General features: G+C 70.7%; 16 protein-coding genes. 1 reads left to right on the plus strand and 15 read right to left on the minus strand.

What is annotated here, in order from left to right:
- Window positions 1-69: 69 nt before the first annotated feature.
- Entirely contained in the window at window positions 70-1,023 is a 954-nt protein-coding gene (locus WFQ05_RS13645; RefSeq protein ID WP_130515487.1) for a M23 family metallopeptidase, read from the minus strand.
- 9 nt (window positions 1,024-1,032) lie between these two features.
- Here WFQ05_RS13645 and WFQ05_RS13650 point away from each other — a divergent pair, with 9 nt between their 5' ends.
- Window positions 1,033-1,503 carry a DUF721 domain-containing protein gene (locus WFQ05_RS13650; protein ID WP_131660922.1) on the plus strand — a complete coding sequence of 157 codons (471 nt, stop codon included), beginning with the start codon at window positions 1,033-1,035 and terminating at the stop codon, window positions 1,501-1,503.
- 152 nt (window positions 1,504-1,655) lie between these two features.
- Here the strand turns inward: WFQ05_RS13650 and lpxC are convergent, their stop codons facing one another.
- The 14 genes from lpxC to rsmH form a co-directional block, all read right to left on the minus strand.
- On the minus strand, window positions 1,656-2,579 hold the full coding sequence (gene lpxC / locus WFQ05_RS13655; protein WP_130515483.1) for a UDP-3-O-acyl-N-acetylglucosamine deacetylase: 924 nt from the start codon (window positions 2,577-2,579) through the stop codon (window positions 1,656-1,658).
- Window positions 2,580-2,834: 255 nt separating this feature from the next.
- Window positions 2,835-4,094, minus strand: a complete 1,260-nt coding sequence (ftsZ, locus tag WFQ05_RS13660) for a cell division protein FtsZ (RefSeq protein WP_337054223.1) — start codon at window positions 4,092-4,094, stop codon at window positions 2,835-2,837.
- A gap of 131 nt (window positions 4,095-4,225) precedes the next feature.
- Entirely contained in the window at window positions 4,226-5,461 is a 1,236-nt protein-coding gene (ftsA, locus tag WFQ05_RS13665; RefSeq protein WP_130515479.1) for a cell division protein FtsA, read from the minus strand.
- Entirely contained in the window at window positions 5,458-6,258 is an 801-nt protein-coding gene (locus tag WFQ05_RS13670; protein WP_130515477.1) for a cell division protein FtsQ/DivIB, read from the minus strand. The genes ftsA and WFQ05_RS13670 overlap by 4 nt, the downstream gene beginning before the upstream one ends.
- A 115-nt stretch (window positions 6,259-6,373) precedes the next feature.
- A complete protein-coding gene (locus WFQ05_RS13675; protein WP_337054224.1) occupies window positions 6,374-7,372 on the minus strand; it encodes a D-alanine--D-alanine ligase in 999 nt (332 codons plus the stop codon).
- Window positions 7,369-8,820: a UDP-N-acetylmuramate--L-alanine ligase gene (murC, locus tag WFQ05_RS13680; RefSeq protein ID WP_337054225.1), complete on the minus strand. Its 1,452-nt coding sequence runs from the start codon at window positions 8,818-8,820 to the stop codon at window positions 7,369-7,371. Before murC ends, WFQ05_RS13675 begins: the two co-directional genes overlap by 4 nt.
- Window positions 8,817-9,887 carry an undecaprenyldiphospho-muramoylpentapeptide beta-N-acetylglucosaminyltransferase gene (gene murG, locus WFQ05_RS13685; protein WP_130530752.1) on the minus strand — a complete coding sequence of 357 codons (1,071 nt, stop codon included), beginning with the start codon at window positions 9,885-9,887 and terminating at the stop codon, window positions 8,817-8,819. The genes murC and murG overlap by 4 nt, the downstream gene beginning before the upstream one ends.
- Window positions 9,887-11,194: a putative lipid II flippase FtsW gene (gene ftsW / locus WFQ05_RS13690; protein ID WP_130523188.1), complete on the minus strand. Its 1,308-nt coding sequence runs from the start codon at window positions 11,192-11,194 to the stop codon at window positions 9,887-9,889. The genes murG and ftsW overlap by 1 nt, the downstream gene beginning before the upstream one ends.
- Entirely contained in the window at window positions 11,194-12,279 is a 1,086-nt protein-coding gene (gene mraY, locus WFQ05_RS13695) for a phospho-N-acetylmuramoyl-pentapeptide-transferase (protein WP_130515468.1), read from the minus strand. Before mraY ends, ftsW begins: the two co-directional genes overlap by 1 nt.
- On the minus strand, window positions 12,269-13,675 hold the full coding sequence (murF, locus tag WFQ05_RS13700) for a UDP-N-acetylmuramoyl-tripeptide--D-alanyl-D-alanine ligase (protein ID WP_337054226.1): 1,407 nt from the start codon (window positions 13,673-13,675) through the stop codon (window positions 12,269-12,271). The genes mraY and murF overlap by 11 nt, the downstream gene beginning before the upstream one ends.
- Window positions 13,672-15,192 carry a UDP-N-acetylmuramoyl-L-alanyl-D-glutamate--2,6-diaminopimelate ligase gene (locus WFQ05_RS13705; RefSeq protein ID WP_337054227.1) on the minus strand — a complete coding sequence of 507 codons (1,521 nt, stop codon included), beginning with the start codon at window positions 15,190-15,192 and terminating at the stop codon, window positions 13,672-13,674. The genes murF and WFQ05_RS13705 overlap by 4 nt, the downstream gene beginning before the upstream one ends.
- Window positions 15,189-17,087, minus strand: a complete 1,899-nt coding sequence (locus WFQ05_RS13710; RefSeq protein ID WP_130530744.1) for a penicillin-binding transpeptidase domain-containing protein — start codon at window positions 17,085-17,087, stop codon at window positions 15,189-15,191. The genes WFQ05_RS13705 and WFQ05_RS13710 overlap by 4 nt, the downstream gene beginning before the upstream one ends.
- The gene (gene ftsL / locus WFQ05_RS13715) at window positions 17,084-17,347 is read right to left on the minus strand and encodes a cell division protein FtsL (protein WP_130515460.1); all 264 of its coding nucleotides are present in this window, start codon (window positions 17,345-17,347) and stop codon (window positions 17,084-17,086) included. The genes WFQ05_RS13710 and ftsL overlap by 4 nt, the downstream gene beginning before the upstream one ends.
- Entirely contained in the window at window positions 17,344-18,282 is a 939-nt protein-coding gene (gene rsmH, locus WFQ05_RS13720; protein WP_337054228.1) for a 16S rRNA (cytosine(1402)-N(4))-methyltransferase RsmH, read from the minus strand. The genes ftsL and rsmH overlap by 4 nt, the downstream gene beginning before the upstream one ends.
- Window positions 18,283-18,284: the final 2 nt, after the last annotated feature.

Consider the following 18,284-nt stretch of genomic DNA (forward strand, 5'->3'; position numbering starts at 1 on the left):
CCGTCACGAGAACACGACATTGTAGCTTGGGGCGCCGCTGATCGAATCAAGGCGCCCCGCGGAGGCGCCTCAGCCTCGGCCGCGCACGCCCACCGGGGTGGGGCCCTGGCCCAGGAACTTGCTCGGGTTCACCACCTGGCCGTCCTGCCAGACCTCGAAATGCACGTGGGCGCCGGTCGAACGCCCGGTGGAACCGGCCTTGGCCACTTCCTGACCGGCGCGCACCAGGTCGCCCGGCTTCACCACCACGCGCGAGTTGTGCGCGTAGCGGGTCACATAGCCATTGCCGTGGTCGATGTCGACCACGTTGCCATAGCCGCTCTTGACCCCGGCGAAGCTGACCACGCCGTCGGCCACGGCCATGACCGGATCGCCGACGTTGGCCTTGAAGTCGATGCCCTTGTGCCGCTCGCCGCCGCCGCCGAACGGATCGGCGCGGCCGCCGAAGCCGGAGGTGATGTAGGTATTGGCCAGCGGCATGCGCGAGGGCGTGGCGTTGCGGTCCAGCTGGCGGTTGAACAGCAGCGACTCGAGCACCGAGAGCTGCTGGCCGGAGGCGTCGAACTTGGCCCCCAGCGCGTCCAGGCCCTGCGCCAGCTCGCGCGGCGGCATGTCGCTGACCGCGCCTTCCGGGCCGCCCACGCCGACCGGCTCGTTGAAGTCGAACTCGCCGTCGTCCAGCTTGCCCATCTGGGTCAGCCGCTCGCCCAGCGCGTTGAGGCGGTTGGCCTGGGCCTGCAGCTCGCCCAGGCGCGCGGACATGGCGTTGATCTCCTGCTGCGCGCCGCGCTTGACCTGCTCGAGCTCGGCCTGCTGCCTGGCGGTCTTGGCCTGCAGGTAGGACACCTGCGCCAGGCCGAAGGCGCTGCGCGTGGCCAGGCCGGCCAGCAGGCCGGCGGCGAGCAGGATGCCGGCACTGGCCAGCGGGCGGGCGTGGCTGAAGCGGCGCGCCTGCACGGCCCGCAGGGCCAGGTGATGGCGTGCCCAGGAGCGCGTATTGTGAAGAACGTTGTTGAAGCTCATGGAATATCGATGTCTCAAGCCAAGTCCCAGTCGCGTCGGCCGGCGGCGCCGGTGCCGGCCCTGGAGGCCGCGCTGGCGTCGGCGGCGGCCGATCCGCTGCGTCATGCCATCCGGCTCGACGCGCTGGAACAGCAACTGCGCCCCTGTCTGCCCCCGGCGCTGGCCGCGCACTGCCGCCTGGCTAATGTGACGGGGGACCGTCTGGTCTTCGTGGTGGATTCGCCGGTCTGGAACGCCAAGCTCCGCCTGGCCTCCGCACACCTGGTCGAAGTCGCCCGCTCCCTCGGTCTTGGGATCAACTCCGTGATCGCCCGGACTTCCCTGCAACCCCTCTTCCAGGCCGAGACCGCCGGCCAGCGCTCCGGCACGGGCTCCCCGGTCGCGCGTGCCGCCCTGCGCGAGGCGATGGAGATGCTGGAGGCGTCTCCCGCGCCAGGCGCGGGTGGAACAGCAGGGCCGCGTCCCAGGTCCAAACGTTAAGACCGGGTGGAAGGCCGGCAGGCATCGTACCGACCCGGGCTGGGCCAGTCGTTAGCTCAAAGTTAGAAAACAGTTAAGTCGCGCCTGTTCAGGCGATCGGATTCACGTTTCGTCGACGCGCTCGACCCGCGCGCCTCGGCGCGGGCAGGCGTTCAGTGCGCCAGCGCGGGGATGGCCGCGTAGTGGATCGGCGGCGGCGGCTCGGTGGCCTCCGGACCGAAGGACACCTCTTCCCAGGCGTCGGTCTGGGCGATCAGCGAGCGCACCAGGGTGTTGTTGAGCGCGTGACCGGACTTGTAGCCCTCGTACTTGCCCAGGATCGCGTGGCCGGCCAGGTAGAGGTCGCCGATGGCGTCCAGGATCTTGTGGCGCACGAACTCGTCGGCGTAGCGCAGGCCGTCGTCGTTGAGCACGCGGAACTCGTCCAGCACGATCGCGTTGTCCATCGAGCCGCCCAGGCCCAGGTTGCGCTCGCGCATGTACTCCAGATCGCGCATGAAGCCGAAGGTGCGCGCCCGCGCGACCTCGCGGATGTAGCCGCCGGTGGAGAAGTCCACCTCGGCGCGCGACTGCGAGGCCGGGATCATCGGGTGGTCGAACTTGACCGTGAAGCCCAGCTTGAAGCCGTCGTAGGGCTCGAACCGCGCGATCTTGTCGCCGTCGCGCACTTCCACCGGCTTGGTCACGCGGATGAAGCGCTTGGGCACGTTCTGCTCGACGATGCCGGCGGACTGCAGCAGGAACACGAACGGGCTGGCCGAACCGTCCATGATCGGCAGTTCGGCCGCGGACAGTTCGACATAGATGTTGTCGATCCCCAGGCCGGCCAGGGCCGACATCAGGTGTTCGACGGTCTGGACCTTGGCCGGGCCACAGCTCAGGCCCGTGCACAGCGTGGTCTCGGTGACCAGCGAGGCATCGCCGGGGATCTCCACGACCGGATCAAGATCGACGCGACGGAACACCACGCCGGTGTTCGGGGCCGCCGGGCGCAGGGTCATGAAGACCTTGTTGCCGCTGTGCAGGCCCACGCCGGTGGCGCGGATCACGTTCTTGAGAGTGCGCTGGGGGATCATCGGGGAGCTCGCACGCGAAATGTCAACAATTCGTGATGATACCACCCGGGTCTGAACCTGAATGGAAGCGTGTCACGGCACGCGCACCTGCCCCACGGGCGCGGCGCGCGTCCTGGCGGTGAAAAGCCCGCCGGACCGGGCACGCCGGCCCGGCGGGAAATCACTTGGACACGTCACGGTGTGTACTGCGCCGGGGTCGGCGCGCGGCCGGCAGCAGGCTGCCGGTTCGCGCGCGTGACCGGGTGAAACGGTGGATCAGTCGGCCTGGCGGCGCAGAAACGCCGGGATGTCCAGGTAGTTGTCCGGCAGCTCGGCCGCGCCGGCGGGGCCGCCGACGCTGGGCTCGCTGCCGGCGTTGCGACGCAGGCCCAGGCCCTGGGTGGCGCCCATCACCGGGTCGATCTTGCCGGTGGCGGTGGTGTTGGGCAGCGGCACGGCGTCGACCGGCAGGCCGGTGGTGGCATCGCGCACCAGCTTGATCGGCGCACGCACCGTCTCGCGCGGCTGGTAGCCACCGCCCAGGTCGGTGCCACGCACCGGCTGGCGGGCGACGGCGCGGTTCAGGCCGGTGGCGACCACGGTCACGCGGACTTCGTCCTGCATGTTCGGGTCGAGCACGGTGCCCACCACCACGGTGGCGTCCTCCGAGGCGAAGCCCTCCACGGTGCGGCCGACCTCGTCGAACTCGGCCATGGTGAAGTCCGGGCCGGCGGTGATGTTGACCAGGATGCCGTTGGCGCCGGACAGGTTGACGTCGTCCAGCAGCGGGTTCTGGATCGCGGCCTCGGCGGCGGCCTGGGCGCGGTCGTCGCCGCGGGCGGCGCCGGTGCCCATCATGGCCAGGCCCATCTCGCTCATCACGGTGCGCACGTCGGCGAAGTCGACGTTGATCAGGCCCGGACGCACGATCAGGTCGGCGATGCCCTGCACGGCGCCCAGCAGCACGTCGTTGGCGGCGCGGAAGGCCTGGATCATCGTGGCGTTGCGGCCCAGCACGGTGATCAGCTTCTCGTTGGGGATGGTGATCAGCGAGTCGCAGTGGGTGGACAGCTCCTCAATGCCCTTCAGCGCGACCTGCATGCGGCGACGGCCTTCGAAGGGGAACGGCTTGGTGACCACGGCCACCGTCAGGATGCCCATCTCCTTGGCCAGCTGCGCCACGACCGGCGCGGCGCCGGTGCCGGTGCCGCCGCCCATGCCGGCGGTGATGAACACCATGTCCGCGCCGGTCAGCGCCTCGATGATGCGGTCGCGGTCTTCCAGCGCGGCCTGGCGGCCGACTTCCGGGTTGGCGCCCGCGCCCAGGCCCTTGGTGACGTTGCCGCCGAGCTGCAGCTGCTGCTTGGCGCCGCAGTTCTTGATCGCCTGCGAATCGGTGTTGGCGGTGATGAACTCCACGCCGTCCACGCTGCTGGCCACCATGTGCGCCACGGCGTTGCCGCCGCCGCCGCCCACGCCGATGACCTTGATCACCGCGTTGGGAGCCATCGTTTCAACCAGTTCGAAATGTGCCATGTCCGTTGTCCTCATCTTTGTGTGGGTATGTCTTTTGAATACAGCTGGGTGACGCTCAAATCCCGTTGTCCCTGCCCTCGCCTCACGCCGGCGCGCCCTCGCGTCGGCGTCGTGCCTCTTGCCGCGTCGAATCAGAATTCGCCGCGGTACCAGTTCTGCAGTTTCTTGAACAAGCTGCCGGCCTTGCCCGTGGGCAGCGACGGCCGGCGCGGATGCTCGATCTGGCTGCCCATCAGCAGCAGGCCCACGCCGGTGGCGTGCACCGGATTGCCGACCACCTCGCCCAGGCCGGTGACGTGCTGGGGGATGCCGATGCGCACCGGCATCTGCAGCATCTCCTCGGCCAGTTCGACCACGCCTTCCATCTTCGAGGCGCCGCCGGTGAGCACCATGCCGGCGCGCACCAGTTCCTCGAAGCCGGAGCGGCGCAGCTCGGCCTGGACCATTTCGAAGATCTCCTCGTAGCGACCCTGCACGGCCTGCGCCAGCGAATGGCGCGGCATGCGCCGCGGCGGGCGGTCGCCCACCGACGGCACCTGGATCGATTCCTCGGCGGTGGCCAGCTGGGCCAGCGCGCAGGCGTAGCGCACCTTGATCTGCTCGGCCTCCGGGGTGGGCGTGCGCAGCATGTGCGCGATGTCGTTGGTGACGTGGTCGCCGGCGATCGGCAGCGAGGCGGTGTGGCAGATCGCGCCGTGCACGAACACCGCCAGGTCGGTGGTGCCGGCGCCCATGTCGACCAGGACCACGCCCAGCTCGCGCTCGTCGGCGGTCAGCACCGCCACCGAGGAGCCCAGCGATGACAGGATCAGGTCGTCGATCTGCAGGCCGCAGCGCTGCACGCACTTGGAGATGTTGGCCGCGGCCGACTGCGCGCAGACCACCAGGTGCGCGTCCACCTCCAGGCGCACGCCGGTCATGCCGACCGGATTGCGGATGCCTTCCTGCGAGTTGTCCAGCTTGTACTCGCGCGGAATGGCATGAAGGATCTTCTGGTCGGCCGGGATGGCCACGGCCTTGGCGGCGTCGAGCACGCGGTCCAGGTCGGCCCAGGTCACCTCGCCGTCGCGGATCGGCACGATGCCGGGCGAGTTCTTGCACTGCACGTGGGCGCCGGAGATCGAGGCGTAGACGCTGCGGATCTCGCAGCCGGCCATCAGTTCGGCTTCCTCCACCGCGCGCTGGATCGACTGCACGGTCGATTCGATATCGACCACCACGCCGCGCTTGAGCCCACGCGACTCATGGCTGCCGATGCCGATCACCTCGATCGGATTGCCCGGGGAATATTCGCCGACCAGCGCGGTCACCTTGGAGGTGCCGATGTCCAGTCCGACGATCAGGGATTTGTCGCCCTTGCGGTTCATGCGTGGAATGCCTGCTGCGATGCGTGTGCGGTCAGCGCGGCCATCGGGGCCGGTGCGCTGACGGGAGGAGGAGTCGTGGCGGCGCCATCGTTGGCGGCCGGCCTGGCGTTGCCCCAGGTCAGGGCGAAGCCGTTGGTGTAGCGCAGGTCCACGCTGGCCAGCTGGCGCGGATCGCCGAGCAGGCGCGGCAGCAGGCGCACGAAGCGCTGCAGGCGCGGACGGGCGTCGGCGCGGCCGATCACCACGTTCAGGCCGTTGCCCAGGGTCAGCGACCAGCTGCCGCGCGCATCCATCGCCAGCGCGTCCACCTTCAGCCCCAGCGGCGCGAACAGCTGGGTCGATTCGTTGTACAGGGCCACCACCTCGGCCACCTGGCTCTCGGGACCGCCGAGCTGCGGCAGCGCGCTGGCGTCGACATTCTTGGGCAGCGGGAACAGCGCGCCATCCACCGACAGCAGCTTGTCGCTGCCCCAGCGGGCGAAGGGCTTGTGCTCGATCACGGTCACTTCCAGCACGTCGGGCCAGCGCTTGCGCACCTGCGCGCGCTCGACCCACGGCAGGCGCTCGACCGCGCGCTGCGCATCGCTCAGCTGCACGGCGAAGTAGCCGCGCGCCGCATACGGCAGCACCACCGCGCGCAGCTGCGCCGGATCGACGCGGTGCAGCTCGCCGCCGACGCGAAGCCGCTTCAGCGGCCAGCGTTCGGCGCCGATCCAGCCGTTGAACACGGCCACGACCGGCAGGGCGACCAGCGCCAGCGCCAGGATCCAGGTCAGCACGCGCAGGGCATTGCTCATGGGCGCGCTCCGTGCGCGGGATTGGGGATTCGGGATTGGGGATGGGAAACGGCCGCGGCGACGCATGCGGCGCCGCTGTCGACCCATCCCGAATCCCGAATCCCGAATCCCGGCTTCATACCGTCTGCTCCAGGATGCGCCAGCACAGATCCTCGAACCCCAGCCCTGCCTGGCGCGCGGCCTTGGGCACCAGCGAGTGGCTGGTCATGCCCGGCGCGGTGTTGACCTCGAGCAGGAAGAACGCGCCGCTGGCGGCGTCGCGCATCACGTCCACGCGGCCCCAGCCGCCGCAGCCGGCGGCGTTGAAGGCGGCCAGCGCGATGCGCCGGATCTCTTCCTCGGCCTCTCCCTCCAGGCCGGGGCACAGGTACTGGGTGTCCTCGGCGATGTACTTGGCGTTGTAGTCGTACCAGGCGCCCTTGGGCACGATGCGGATCGAGGGCAGCGCGGTCTGGCCGAGGATGCCGACGGTCAGCTCGTCGCCGACCACCAGCTGCTCCATCAGCAGCTCGCCGTCGTAGCGCGCGGCCAGCGCCACCGCCTCGTCCAGCTGCGCGTCCTCGAACACGCGGGTGACGCCGACGCTGGAGCCTTCGTTGGCCGGCTTGACGATCACCGGCAGGCCCAGCTCGGCGGCCGCGGCGTGCACGGCCGCTTTCGGCATCCTGCCTTCAGCGGCACTCGCGGGATCCTGCGCATCGGCCGTCGCCGCCAGGCGCACGTAGCGCGGGGTCGGCAGACCCAGCGACAGCCAGACCTGCTTGGTGCGCACCTTGTCCATGCTCAGCGCCGAGCCGAGCACGTTCGAGCCGGTATAAGGCACGCCGAAGGCCGTCATCAGGCCCTGGACCACGCCGTCCTCACCGCCACCGTTGTGACCGTGCAGCACGTTGAACACGCGATCGCAGCCGCCCTGCGCCAGCAGCGTGGCCAGCGCGGGGATGCCATCGACCGCGAAGGCGTCCACGCCGCGCGCGGTCAGCGCCTCGAGCACGTTGGCGCCGGAGTTCAGCGACACCTCGCGCTCACTGGAGGTGCCCCCCATCAGCACCGCGACGCGGCCGAACGCGGCCGCATCGGCGATGCGCGAGGACGGAAGCGACAGCGCGCTCATGCCTGGCCTCCCGGGCCGAAGCCCTGCGCGGCGATCTGCTGGGCGACCGCGCCGATGTCGCCGGCGCCCATCATCAGCAGCAGGTCGCCGTCTGCCAGCACGTCGGGCAGCACGGTGGACAGGTCGGCCACGCTGCTGACCACGACCGGCTCGTTGCGGCCGCGCGCGCGGATGGCGCGCGCCAGCGACTTGGCGTCGGCCCCGGCGATCGGCGCCTCGCCGGCCGGATAGACCTCGCTCAGCACCAGCGCGTCGACCTCGCTCAGCACCGCGGCGAAGGCGTCGAACTGATCGCGCGTGCGGCTGTAGCGATGCGGCTGGAAGGCCACCACCAGGCGTTTGTCCGGCCAGCCGCCGCGCGCGGCGGCGAACACCGCGGCCAGCTCCTTGGGATGGTGGCCGTAGTCGTCGATCAGCTGCACGGTCGCGCCGCGCCCAGTGTCGATGGCGCCCAGGTCGTTGAAGCGCCGGCCGATGCCGGAGAAGTTGGCCAGGGCGCGCGCGATCGTGCCCGGCTGCACGCCCAGCTGCCAGCCCACCGCGGCGGCGGCCAGCGCGTTGAGCACGTTGTGCTTGCCCGGCAGCGCCAGGGTCACGCCGACCGACACGTCCTCGGGCAGGCACAGGGTGAAGCGCATGCGCCCGGCCTCCTGCACCACGTTCTCGGCGCGGATGTCGGCGCCGTCGGACAGGCCGTAGGTCATCACATGGCGCGGCGTCTCGGCGGCCAGCGCGGCCACTTCCGGATCGTCGATGCACAGCACGGCCAGGCCATAGAAGGGCAGGCGCTGCAGGAACTCGGCGAAGGCCGCCTGCACGCGGGCGAAGTCGTTGCCGTAGTTCTCCAGGTGATCGGCATCGATGTTGGTGATGACCGCGATCAGCGGATTCAGGCGCAGGAAGCTGCCGTCGCTCTCGTCGGCCTCGGCCACCAGCCACTGGCCGTCGCCGAGCTTGGCGTTGGCGCCGGCCGAGAGCAGCTGGCCGCCGATGACATAGGTCGGGTCCAGGCCGCCCTCGCTGAGCACCGCCGCGGTCAGCGAGGTGGTAGTGGTCTTGCCGTGCGTGCCGGCCACGGCGATGCCGCGGCGGAAGCGCATCAGCTCGGCCAGCATCATCGCGCGCGGCACGATCGGGATGCGCTGGCTGCGCGCCTCCATTAGCTCGGGGTTGTCGGCCTTGATCGCGCTGGAGACGACCACGCAGTCGGTGCCCAGCACGTTGGAGGCGTTGTGGCCGCGCATCACGCGCGCGCCGAGCGAGGCCAGGCGCCGGGTCGCCGCGTTCTCCGACGCGTCCGAACCGGAGACCTCGTAGCCCAGCGTGCACAGCACCTCGGCGATGCCGCTCATGCCCGAGCCGCCGATGCCGACGAAGTGCACACGGCGAAAGGCCTGCGCCAGGTTGCCGGTGTTCTGCAGCCGGCGTTCACGCGCCGCGGAAATCATGCGGCTTCCTCCAGAATGATGTCTGCGATGCGTTCGGCCGCATCGATGCGGGCCAGCCCGCGCGCGGCGATGGCCATGTCCAGCCGGCGCTGCGGGTCGGCCGAGAGCACGGCCAGCACGCGCTGCAGGTGCACGTTCAAGCTGTCGTCCTGCTTGAGCAGCACCGCGGCGCCGTGTTCGACCAGGTACTGCGCGTTGCGGGTCTGGTGGTCGTCCACCGCCGCGGCGAAGGGCACCAGCACGCTGCCGATGCCGGCGGCGCACAGCTCGGCCAGGGTCGAGGCGCCGGCGCGGCACACCACCAGGTCGGCCCAGGCATAGGCCTGCGCCATGTCGGCGATGAAGCTCTCCACGCTGGCGGGCACGCCGGCCTGAGCGTAGGCCGCGTCGGCCTCGGCGCGCAGCTTCTCGCCGCACTGGTGGCGCACCTGCGCGTCCAGCTTCAGCGCGGCCAGCGCCTGCGGCACGGCGGTGTTGAGCGCGCGCGCGCCCTGGCTGCCGCCCAGCACCAGCAGGCGCAGCGGGCCTTCGCGACCGGCCAGGCGTTCGCGCGGCGGGGCGATGGCGGCGATCTCCTCGCGCACCGGGTTGCCGACGGCTTCCTCGCGCGTGGCGAAGCTGCCCGGGAAGCCGGTCAGCACGCGGCGCGCGACACGGGACAGCAGCTTGTTGGTCATGCCCGGCGCGCGGTTCTGCTCGTGCACCAGCAGCGGCCGGCCCTGCAGCCGGGCGGCCACGCCACCCGGGCCGGCCGCATAGCCGCCGAAACTGATCACCGCGCGCGGCGCACGCCGGCGCAGCACGCCGGCGGCGGCCATGACCGCCGCGGCGATGCGCAGGGGCGCGCCGAACAGCGCCGCGGCGCCCTTGCCGCGCAGGCCCTTGACCGCGATGGTGTCCAGCGCGATGTCGTGCTGCGGCACCAGGCGCGTTTCCATCTGTCCGTCGGCGCCCAGCCAGGTCACCGGCACGCCGCGCGCGCGCAGCACCTTGGCCACGGCCAGCGCGGGGAAGATGTGGCCGCCGGTGCCGCCGGCCAGGATCATCACGGGCGCGTTGCCTGCCATCAACCAATCCGCTCGAAAGTGGGTTCGATGCGTTGCGGGCGCGCGTTGCCGCGCACGGCGGCCTTGGCCGGTGCCGGCTGCGGCGCTTCGGCTTCCGCGGCGCGCGCGGGCTTGGACGCCGGCGCCTTGGGATCGGCCACGACCACCGTCTCGCCGCGGGTCAGCGCGATGTGCTTCTCGGCACGGCTGAGTTCGTAGGACACGCGCAGCAGCAGGCCCATCGCCGCGCAGGTCATCAGCACCGACGAGCCGCCGGAGGAGATCAGCGGCAGGGTCAGGCCCTTGGTCGGCAGCAGGCCCAGGTTGACGCCGATCGAGACGAAGGCCTGCATGCCGATCCACAGCGCGATGCCGAAGGCGATGTAGCCGGCGAAGTGACGGTTGCGGCCGATGCAGCGGTAGCCGACATACAGCGCGCGGCCGACCAGCAGCGCGTACAGGCCGATGATGGCGCACACACCGAGGAAGCCGAGCTCCTCGCCGATCACCGAGAAGATGAAGTCGGTGTGCGCCTCGGGCAGGTAGTTGAGCTTCTGCACCGAGCTGCCCAGGCCCACGCCGGTCCATTCGCCGCGGCCGATGGCCATCAGCGCGTTGGACAACTGATAGCCCGAACCCAGCTGGTCCTTCCACGGATCCAGGAAGGAGGTGACGCGGCGCATGCGGTAGGGCTCGAACACCACCAGCGCCACCAGCGCCGGCAGCAGCGCCAGCACCGGCATGGTCATGCGCGGCAGGTTGGCGCCGCCCAGGATCAGCATGCCGGCGGTGATGCCCAGCAGCAGCGTGGACGAACCGAAGTCCGGCTGCAGCAGCAGCAGCGCGATCAGCACCAGCACCACGCCGATCGCCTTGATCAGCGCGCCCCAGGTCGCATTGACCTCGTCGCGGAAGCGCACCAGGTAGCTGGCCAGCCAGACGATGTAGAGCACCTTGACCGCCTCGACCGTCTGGAAGCGGGTGAAGCCCAGATTGATCCAGCGCCGCGCGCCGTTGACCGTGCTGCCCAGCCCCGGCACGAACACCACCACCAGCAGCGCGAAGCAGCCCAGCAGCAGCAGCTGGTTGTACTTCTCGATGGACTTGAGCTCCATGCGCATGGCGGTGATCGCCAGGCCCACGCCCAGCGCCAGGAACACCACGTGGCGGCTCAGGTAGTAGTACGGCGTGGAGGCCATGGCGATCGAGGCCGAGGCCACCATCACCACGCCGATCGCCGCCAGCGCCCCGGCGGCGGCCACCAGCCAGAAGTCGTACTGCCCACCGATCGATTCCAGGCGCATGGCCTGCTTGCGGAAGTCGTTCATCAGCGCACCTTCAACGTGGCCAGACCGACAAGGACCAGGATCACCGAAATGATCCAGAACCGGACGATGACGCGCGGTTCGGGCCAGCCCTTGAGTTCGAAGTGGTGATGGATGGGCGCCATGCGGAACACGCGCTTGCCGGTGAGCTTGAAGCTGGCCACCTGGATCATCACCGAGAGCGTCTCGACGACGAAGATGCCGCCCATCACCACCAGCACCAGTTCCTGACGCACGATCACCGCGATGGTGCCGAGCACCGCACCGAGCGCCAGCGCGCCGATGTCGCCCATGAACACCATCGCCGGATAGGTGTTGAACCACAGAAAGCCCAGGCCCGCGCCGGCGATGGCCGCGCAGATGATCACCAGCTCGCCCGCGCCCGGGACCTGCGGGATCTGCAGATAGTTGGAGAACACCACGTTGCCCGAGGCGTAGGCGAACACCGCCAGCGCGCAGGCCACCAGCACGGTCGGCATGATCGCCAGCCCGTCCAGGCCGTCGGTGAGGTTGACCGCGTTGGAGAAGCCCACGATCCAGAAGTAGGCGATGGTGACGAAGCCCACCCCGGCCAGCGGCAGCGCCACGGCCTTGAACAGCGGGATGTAGAACGTGGTCGCCGCCGCCACATCCGCGGTGTGCCACAGGAAGATGCCCGCGGCCAGGCCGAAGATCGACTGCAGCAGGTACTTCCAGCGCGACTTCAGGCCGTTGGGATCGCGGCGCACGATCTTGATCCAGTCGTCGTACCAGCCGATCGCGCCGAAGGCCACCATCACCGCCAGCACCAGCCACACGTAGCGGTTGCGCAGGTCGCCCCACAGCAGCGTGGCCAGCGCCACGGTCATCAGGATCAGCGCGCCGCCCATGGTCGGCGTGCCGGCCTTGGAGAAATGCGTCTGCGGGCCGTCGCTGCGGATCGGCTGGCCGCCCTTGAACTGCGCCAACCGGCGGATCACCGCCGGGCCCATCCACAGCGACAGGAACAGCGCGGTCAGCGCCGCCAGGATCGCGCGCAGGGTCAGGTAGTTGAAGATCGCGAAGACCGAGTCCAGTTGCCTCAGCCAGCGGGCCAGTTCAAGCAGCATGCGCGGTGCCTCCCGTGGATTGCGCGGGCGCGGCGGGAAGCAGCGCGGTGACAATGCGGTCCATCGCGCTGCCGCGGGACCCCTTGACCAGGATCACGGGACGCGAGACCGGCGAAGCGGAACCGGACGCGTCCAGCTCCGAGGCCAGCGCCTGGGCCAGCGCGGCGTGGCTGTCGAACACGCGCGCGCCGTCGCCGAAGGCCGCGGCCGCGTGGGCGCTCAGTTCGCCCAGCGCGTACAGGCGGGCGATGCCGGCCTGCCTGGCCTGGGCGCCGGCGGCGGCGTGCAGCGCCGCGCCTTCCGGCCCCAGCTCGCGCATGTCGCCCAGCACCAGCCAGCCGTGCCGGGTGGTGGCGGCCAACGTGTCGATCGCGGCGGCCAGCGAACCGGGGTTGGCGTTGTAGCTGTCGTCGATGAGCACCGCGCCGGAGGGCAGCGTGTGCGAGACCTGGCGGCCGGCGACCGGGCGCGCGGCCTGCAGGCCTTCAACGATGGTGGCCAGCGCCACGCCGCAGCCCAGCGCCAGGCCGGTGGCGGCCAGCGCGTTGCGTACGTTGTGCCGGCCCGGCAGCGGCAGACGCACCTGCGCCTCGCCTTGCGGGGTGAGCAGGGTGAAGTGCGAGCCTTCCGCGTCGGTGACGATGTCGCGCGCACGGATGTCGGCGCTGCCTTCCAGGCCGAAGCGCAGCACGCGCCGGCCCGCGGCCAGCCCGGCGAAGTATTCGACGAAGGCATCGTCGGCGTTGATCACCGCCACGCCCGTGTCGGGCAACGCGCTGTAGATCGCGCCCTTGGTCTGGGCCACGCCGAGCAGGCTGCCCATGCGTTCCAGATGCGCCGGTGCGATGTTGTTGACCAGCGACACGTCGGGGCGCGCGATGTCGGTCAGGTAGGCGATGTCGCCCGGCTTGCCGGCGCCCATCTCGTAGACGGCGTACTCGGCCGCGTCCGGGGCCTCGATCACCGCCAGCGGCAGGCCGATCTCGTTGTTGCGGTTGCCCGGTGTCGACCAGGTCTGGCCGGCGCGCTCGAGGATGGACAGCACCAGCGCCTTGACGCTGGTCTTGCCGTTGCTGCCGGTGATGGCCACCACCTTGCCCGCGCGATCGCGCTGCAGGCCGGCGGCCAGGCGCGCCAGCGCCTGCTGCGTGTCGGCCACCACCACCTGCGGCAGCGCGCTGTCCACGGCGTGATCGACCAGCAGCGCGCCGGCGCCCTGCGCGGCGGCCTGGGCGATGAAGTCGTGGCCGTTGAAGCGCTCGCCGCGCAGGGCCACGTACAGGCTGCCCGGGCGCAGCGCGCGGGTGTCGTTGGACACCGCCGCCACGGTGACGTCTTCGCCATGCAGCTCGCCGCCGGCCAGGTGCGCGATCAGCGACAGGGGCAGGCGGTTCATCGCCGCGCCTCCAGGTCCCGGTCCAGCGTCGCGCGCGCCTCGAGGGCCGCCCGCGCCTGCACGGTGTCGTCGAAGGCATGCCTGACGCCGTGGACTTCCTGATAGGGCTCATGCCCCTTGCCGGCGATCAGCACGATGTCGCCAGCCTGCGCCTGGCTCACCGCGTGGGCGATGGCGCGCGCGCGGTCGCGCTGCACCTCGAAGCGCGCGCCGTGCGCGTCGAATCCGGCCACGATGTCGGCGACGATGGCATCGCCGTCCTCGCTGCGCGGATTGTCGTCGGTGACGATCACCGCGTCGGCGTGTTGCTGCGCGATGCGCGCCATCTGCGGACGCTTGCCGCGATCGCGGTCGCCGCCACAGCCGAACACGCAGATCAGGCGCCCCTCGAGGTGGCCGCGCAGGCTGGTCAAGGCCTGCTGCAGCGCGTCGGGGGTATGCGCGTAATCGATCACCACCAGCGGCTGACCGTCGACGCCGCCGAGGCGGTTCATGCGGCCGTGGATCGGCCGCAGCTGGCCCAGCACCTGGGCGATGCGCGCCGGCGCGATGCCGGTGGCATGCAGCACGCCGGCCACGGCCAGCAGGTTGTCCACGTTGAAGCGGCCCAGCAGCGGCGAGCGCACCGGGTGCACGGCATCGCCGAGCGCCAGCGAGAAGCCGATGCCCGACGCATCCAGCACGACATCGCGCGCCTGCACGGCGGCCTGCGCCGCGCCGAGCGCGCTGACGCCGACCAGCTGCACCCCGTCGGCCAGCTTGCCCGGCAGGGTCGCGCCGAAGGCATCGTCCAGGTTGACCACCGCGGCCCGCAGGCCGGCGCGCTGGAACAGCCGCGCCTTGGCCGCGCCGTAACCTTCCATGGTGCCGTGGTAGTCCAGATGATCGCGGGTGAGGTTGGTGAACACCGCCACGTCGAAGGCGACCGCGTCCACGCGGGTCTGCACCAGCGCGTGCGAGCTGACTTCCATCGCCACCGCCTGCGCGCCGGCCTCGTGCAGCTGCGCCAGCAGCGCATGGGTCTGCAGCACCAGCGGCGTGGTGAAGCCGGTCGGCTGCACCTGCCCGTACAGGCCGGCGCCGAGCGTGCCGATGCTGCCGCCGGTCACGCCGAGCAGATGCCAAGCCTGGCCGAGCAGCTGCACGAAGGAGGTCTTGCCGTTGGTGCCGGTCACCCCGACCACGGTCATCTGCCGCGAGGGGTGGCCGTAGAAGGTGTCGGCCATCGCGCCCAGCCGATGACGCAGACCGGGCACGGCGATCGCATCGGCCGGGGCCGGCAGCGTGTCGGGCGCCGGCGGTTCGAACAGGATCGCCGCCGCGCCGGCGGCGCGCGCCTGCTCGACAAAGCCCAGCCCGTGCCAGGTCGAGGGGCTGTTGTCGACCGGACCGATGGCCACGAAGGCATCGCCCGGCCGCACGATGCGGCTGTCCTGGGTCAGCCCGTGCACGATCAGGCCCGCCGGGACGGCGGGCACGTCGGGCAGCAGCGCGGACAGGGCCATGGCGCGGCTCATTCCAGGCTCCTGGGCAGCGCCGGCTCGGCCTTGGCCTGGATCGGCGCGGGCAGTGGCGCGGGCAACGGCTTGGGCAGCGCGGCGACGGTCGGCGGACGCTTGGGCGCCTGCGCGGCACGCTTGGCCTCGTCCTTGGCCTGCGCGGCCAGCCAGCTGTCGATGTCGTCCGGCGGCACGTCCATCAGGCGCAGCGCGTCTTCCATCACGTTGTGGAACACCGGCGCGGACACCAGGCCGCCGTAGTACTTGCCGGCCTGCGGGTCGCGGATCACGGTGACCATGACGAAGCGCGGATTGGTCGCCGGCACCAGCCCGGCGAACAGCGCGGTGTAGTGGCCCGAGGCGTAGCTGCCGCCCGAGGCGATGCGCGCGGTACCGGTCTTGCCGGCCACGTGATAGCCCGGCACGGCCGCATCCTTGGCGCCGCCCTGGGTGACCACGGTCTCCATCATGGCGATGACCTGCTTGGTCACTTCGCGGGGCACGACCTGCACGCTGTTCTCGCTGCGCATGCCCTTGATGAAGGTCGGGGTGACCAGCACGCCACCGTTGCCGATGGTCGCGTAGGCGCGGGCGATCTGCAGCGGCGACACCGCCAGGCCGTAGCCGTAGGACATCGTGGTCTTGGACGTGCCGCTCCAGCGCGCGGGCGAAGGGAACAGACCCGAGGCTTCACCCGGGAATCCGCTATGCGGCGCGCTGCCGTAACCGAAGGCCTTGACCGTGTTGTAGAAGGTCTGGTCCTGGATCTTGTCGGCGATCTTGGCCGCGCCGATGTTGGAGCTGTGCGTGATCACTCCGCCCACGGTCAGCACGCCGTTGTTGCGCGGCACGTCGCGGATGGTGAAGCCGCCCTTGAGCGCCATGTAGCCCGGGTTGGTGTCGATCAGCGTGCTCGGCGTGACCACACCCGCCGCCAGCGCGGTGGAGATGGTGATGGGCTTCATCGTCGAGCCCGGCTCGACCAGGTCGGTGACCGCGCGGTTGCGGTGCACGTCCGGCTTGCCCAGGTCCTGCGCGTTGGGGTTGAACGTGGGCAGGTTGGCCATGGCCAGCACCTCGCCGGTGGCCACGTCCAGGATCACCACCGAGCCGCCTGCGGCCTGGTTGTCGTCGATCGCGCGGCGCAGCTCGCGCGCGGCGATGTACTGGATGCGACGGTCCACGCTCAGGGTCAGGTCGTTGCCCGGCTGCGCCGGGCGCACCAGGTCGATGTTCTCCACGATGTGGCCGGCCTGATCGCGGATGACCTTCTTCAGGCCCGGCTTGCCGCGCAGCCAGTCGTCGAAGGCCAGCTCCAGGCCTTCCTGGCCGCGGTCGTCGATGTTGGTGAAGCCCAGGATGTGGGCCATCACCTCGCCCTGCGGGTAGAAGCGCTTGTACTCGCGCTGCGAATACACGCCGGGCACGCCGTGGGCCAGGATCGCCTTGGCCGCATCGGGATTGATGCGGCGCTTGAGATACATGAACTCCTTGTCCGCCTTCTGGCTGACGCGGCGGGTCAGGCTCTCCAGCGGCTCGCCCAGCGCCTGGGCCAGCTCGGGCAGGCGGTCGGGCGACTTGAGCAGTTCGCGCGGATCGCACCACACCGACTCCACCGGCGAGGACACGGCCAGCGGCTCGCCATTGCGGTCGGTGATCATGCCGCGCGAGGTGGGGATGGCCAGCTCGCGGGTGAACCGCGCGTCGCCTTCCTTCTGATAGAAGTCGCTGTTGATCAGCTGCACGTAGGCGGCGCGGCCGACCAGGCTGACCGAGCACAGCACCAGCGCGCCGCCGACCAGCAGCAGGCGGTTGCGCAGGTCGTAGCGCGCGCGGTTGCGGTTGCGCGGCAGCGCACCCTTGCGCTCGCCGTTGCGCTTGATCACCCGCTCGATGGCATCGCGCAGGCTCATGGGCGGATCACCACGACGTCTGCCGATTCGGGCGACTTCATGCCCAGACGCTCGCGCGCGATGCGCTCGACGCGATTGCTCTCGCCCACGGTGGCCTGCTCCAGCTGCAGCCGGCCGAATTCGATGTTCAGCTCATCGCGCGCCTTGTCCAGCTGGTTGAGCTGGACGAACAGCACGCGGTGCTGGTGACGCGCGTACACCACCGCGATGGCGGTGGCGATGTTGGCCACGATCACGACGATGAGCAGCAGGCGGGTCATGCGGCCTGCCCCAGCTTCTCGGCCACGCGCAGCACCGCGCTGCGGGCGCGCGGATTGGCGGCGGTTTCCTCGGCGTCGGCGCGGGCCGCGTCCTGGATGATCTTCAGCGTGGGCGTGAAGTCCTGCGCCACCGGCAGGCGGCGGTTGCCGGCCGGCGCCTTGGCGTGGCCGGCGATGAAGCGCTTGACGATGCGGTCTTCCAGCGAATGGAAGCTGATCACCGCCAGCCGGCCGCCGACCTTCAGCCGCGACAGCGCCGCGTCCAGGCCCAGCTCCAGATCGGCCAGCTCGCGGTTGATGTGGATGCGGATGGCCTGGAAGCTGCGCGTGGCCGGGTGGATCTTGTCCTTGCCGCGCGGCATCACGCTGGCGATCAGCTCGGCCAGCTGCGCGGTGCGGGTCAGCGGAGTCTCGCCGCGGCGCGCGACGATGGCGCGGGCGATGCGCCGGCTCATACGCTCCTCGCCGTACTGCCACAGCACGTCGGCGATCTCGGATTCTTCGGCGCGCGCCAGCCACTGCGCGGCGCTCTCGCCCGCGTCAGGATCCATGCGCATGTCCAGCGGGCCGTCCTTGCCGAAGGAGAAGCCGCGCTCGGCCACGTCCAGCTGGGGCGAGGACACGCCCAGGTCCAGCAGCACGCCGTCCAGGCCATCGGCCGTGGCGTCCCACTGCGCCAGCTCGGCGAAGCTGCCGCGATACACCGACACGCGTGCATCGCCGTCGAACACGGCGTGCGCATGGGCGATCGCGTCGGGATCCTTGTCCATCAGCAGCAGTCGGCCTCCCGGGCCGAGTCGTTGCAGCACGCCGCGCGCATGGCCGCCGCGGCCGAGCGTGCCGTCCAGATACGTTCCGTCCACCTTCACCTGCAGCCCGTCCATGCACTGGGCGAACATCACCGGAAGGTGGCCGGGCTGCGCGTCGGGGCGCATCC

The organism is Pseudoxanthomonas sp. USHLN014, assembly GCF_037153335.1.
GTDB lineage: Bacteria > Pseudomonadota > Gammaproteobacteria > Xanthomonadales > Xanthomonadaceae > Pseudoxanthomonas_A > Pseudoxanthomonas_A winnipegensis.

Excerpts from the sequence above, each read along its gene's own strand:
- WFQ05_RS13645 (WP_130515487.1), bottom strand. The coding sequence starts at position 1,023 with ATGAGCTTCAACAACGTTCTTCACAATACGCGCTCCTGGGCACGCCAT.
- WFQ05_RS13650 (WP_131660922.1), top strand. The coding sequence starts at position 1,033 with ATGTCTCAAGCCAAGTCCCAGTCGCGTCGGCCGGCGGCGCCGGTGCCG.
- lpxC (WP_130515483.1), bottom strand. The coding sequence starts at position 2,579 with ATGATCCCCCAGCGCACTCTCAAGAACGTGATCCGCGCCACCGGCGTG.
- ftsZ (WP_337054223.1), bottom strand. The coding sequence starts at position 4,094 with ATGGCACATTTCGAACTGGTTGAAACGATGGCTCCCAACGCGGTGATC.
- ftsA (WP_130515479.1), bottom strand. The coding sequence starts at position 5,461 with ATGAACCGCAAGGGCGACAAATCCCTGATCGTCGGACTGGACATCGGC.
- WFQ05_RS13670 (WP_130515477.1), bottom strand. The coding sequence starts at position 6,258 with ATGAGCAATGCCCTGCGCGTGCTGACCTGGATCCTGGCGCTGGCGCTG.
- WFQ05_RS13675 (WP_337054224.1), bottom strand. The coding sequence starts at position 7,372 with ATGAGCGCGCTGTCGCTTCCGTCCTCGCGCATCGCCGATGCGGCCGCG.
- murC (WP_337054225.1), bottom strand. The coding sequence starts at position 8,820 with ATGATTTCCGCGGCGCGTGAACGCCGGCTGCAGAACACCGGCAACCTG.
- murG (WP_130530752.1), bottom strand. The coding sequence starts at position 9,887 with ATGGCAGGCAACGCGCCCGTGATGATCCTGGCCGGCGGCACCGGCGGC.
- ftsW (WP_130523188.1), bottom strand. The coding sequence starts at position 11,194 with ATGAACGACTTCCGCAAGCAGGCCATGCGCCTGGAATCGATCGGTGGG.
- mraY (WP_130515468.1), bottom strand. The coding sequence starts at position 12,279 with ATGCTGCTTGAACTGGCCCGCTGGCTGAGGCAACTGGACTCGGTCTTC.
- murF (WP_337054226.1), bottom strand. The coding sequence starts at position 13,675 with ATGAACCGCCTGCCCCTGTCGCTGATCGCGCACCTGGCCGGCGGCGAG.
- WFQ05_RS13705 (WP_337054227.1), bottom strand. The coding sequence starts at position 15,192 with ATGAGCCGCGCCATGGCCCTGTCCGCGCTGCTGCCCGACGTGCCCGCC.
- WFQ05_RS13710 (WP_130530744.1), bottom strand. The coding sequence starts at position 17,087 with ATGAGCCTGCGCGATGCCATCGAGCGGGTGATCAAGCGCAACGGCGAG.
- ftsL (WP_130515460.1), bottom strand. The coding sequence starts at position 17,347 with ATGACCCGCCTGCTGCTCATCGTCGTGATCGTGGCCAACATCGCCACC.
- rsmH (WP_337054228.1), bottom strand. The coding sequence starts at position 18,282 with ATGCGCCCCGACGCGCAGCCCGGCCACCTTCCGGTGATGTTCGCCCAG.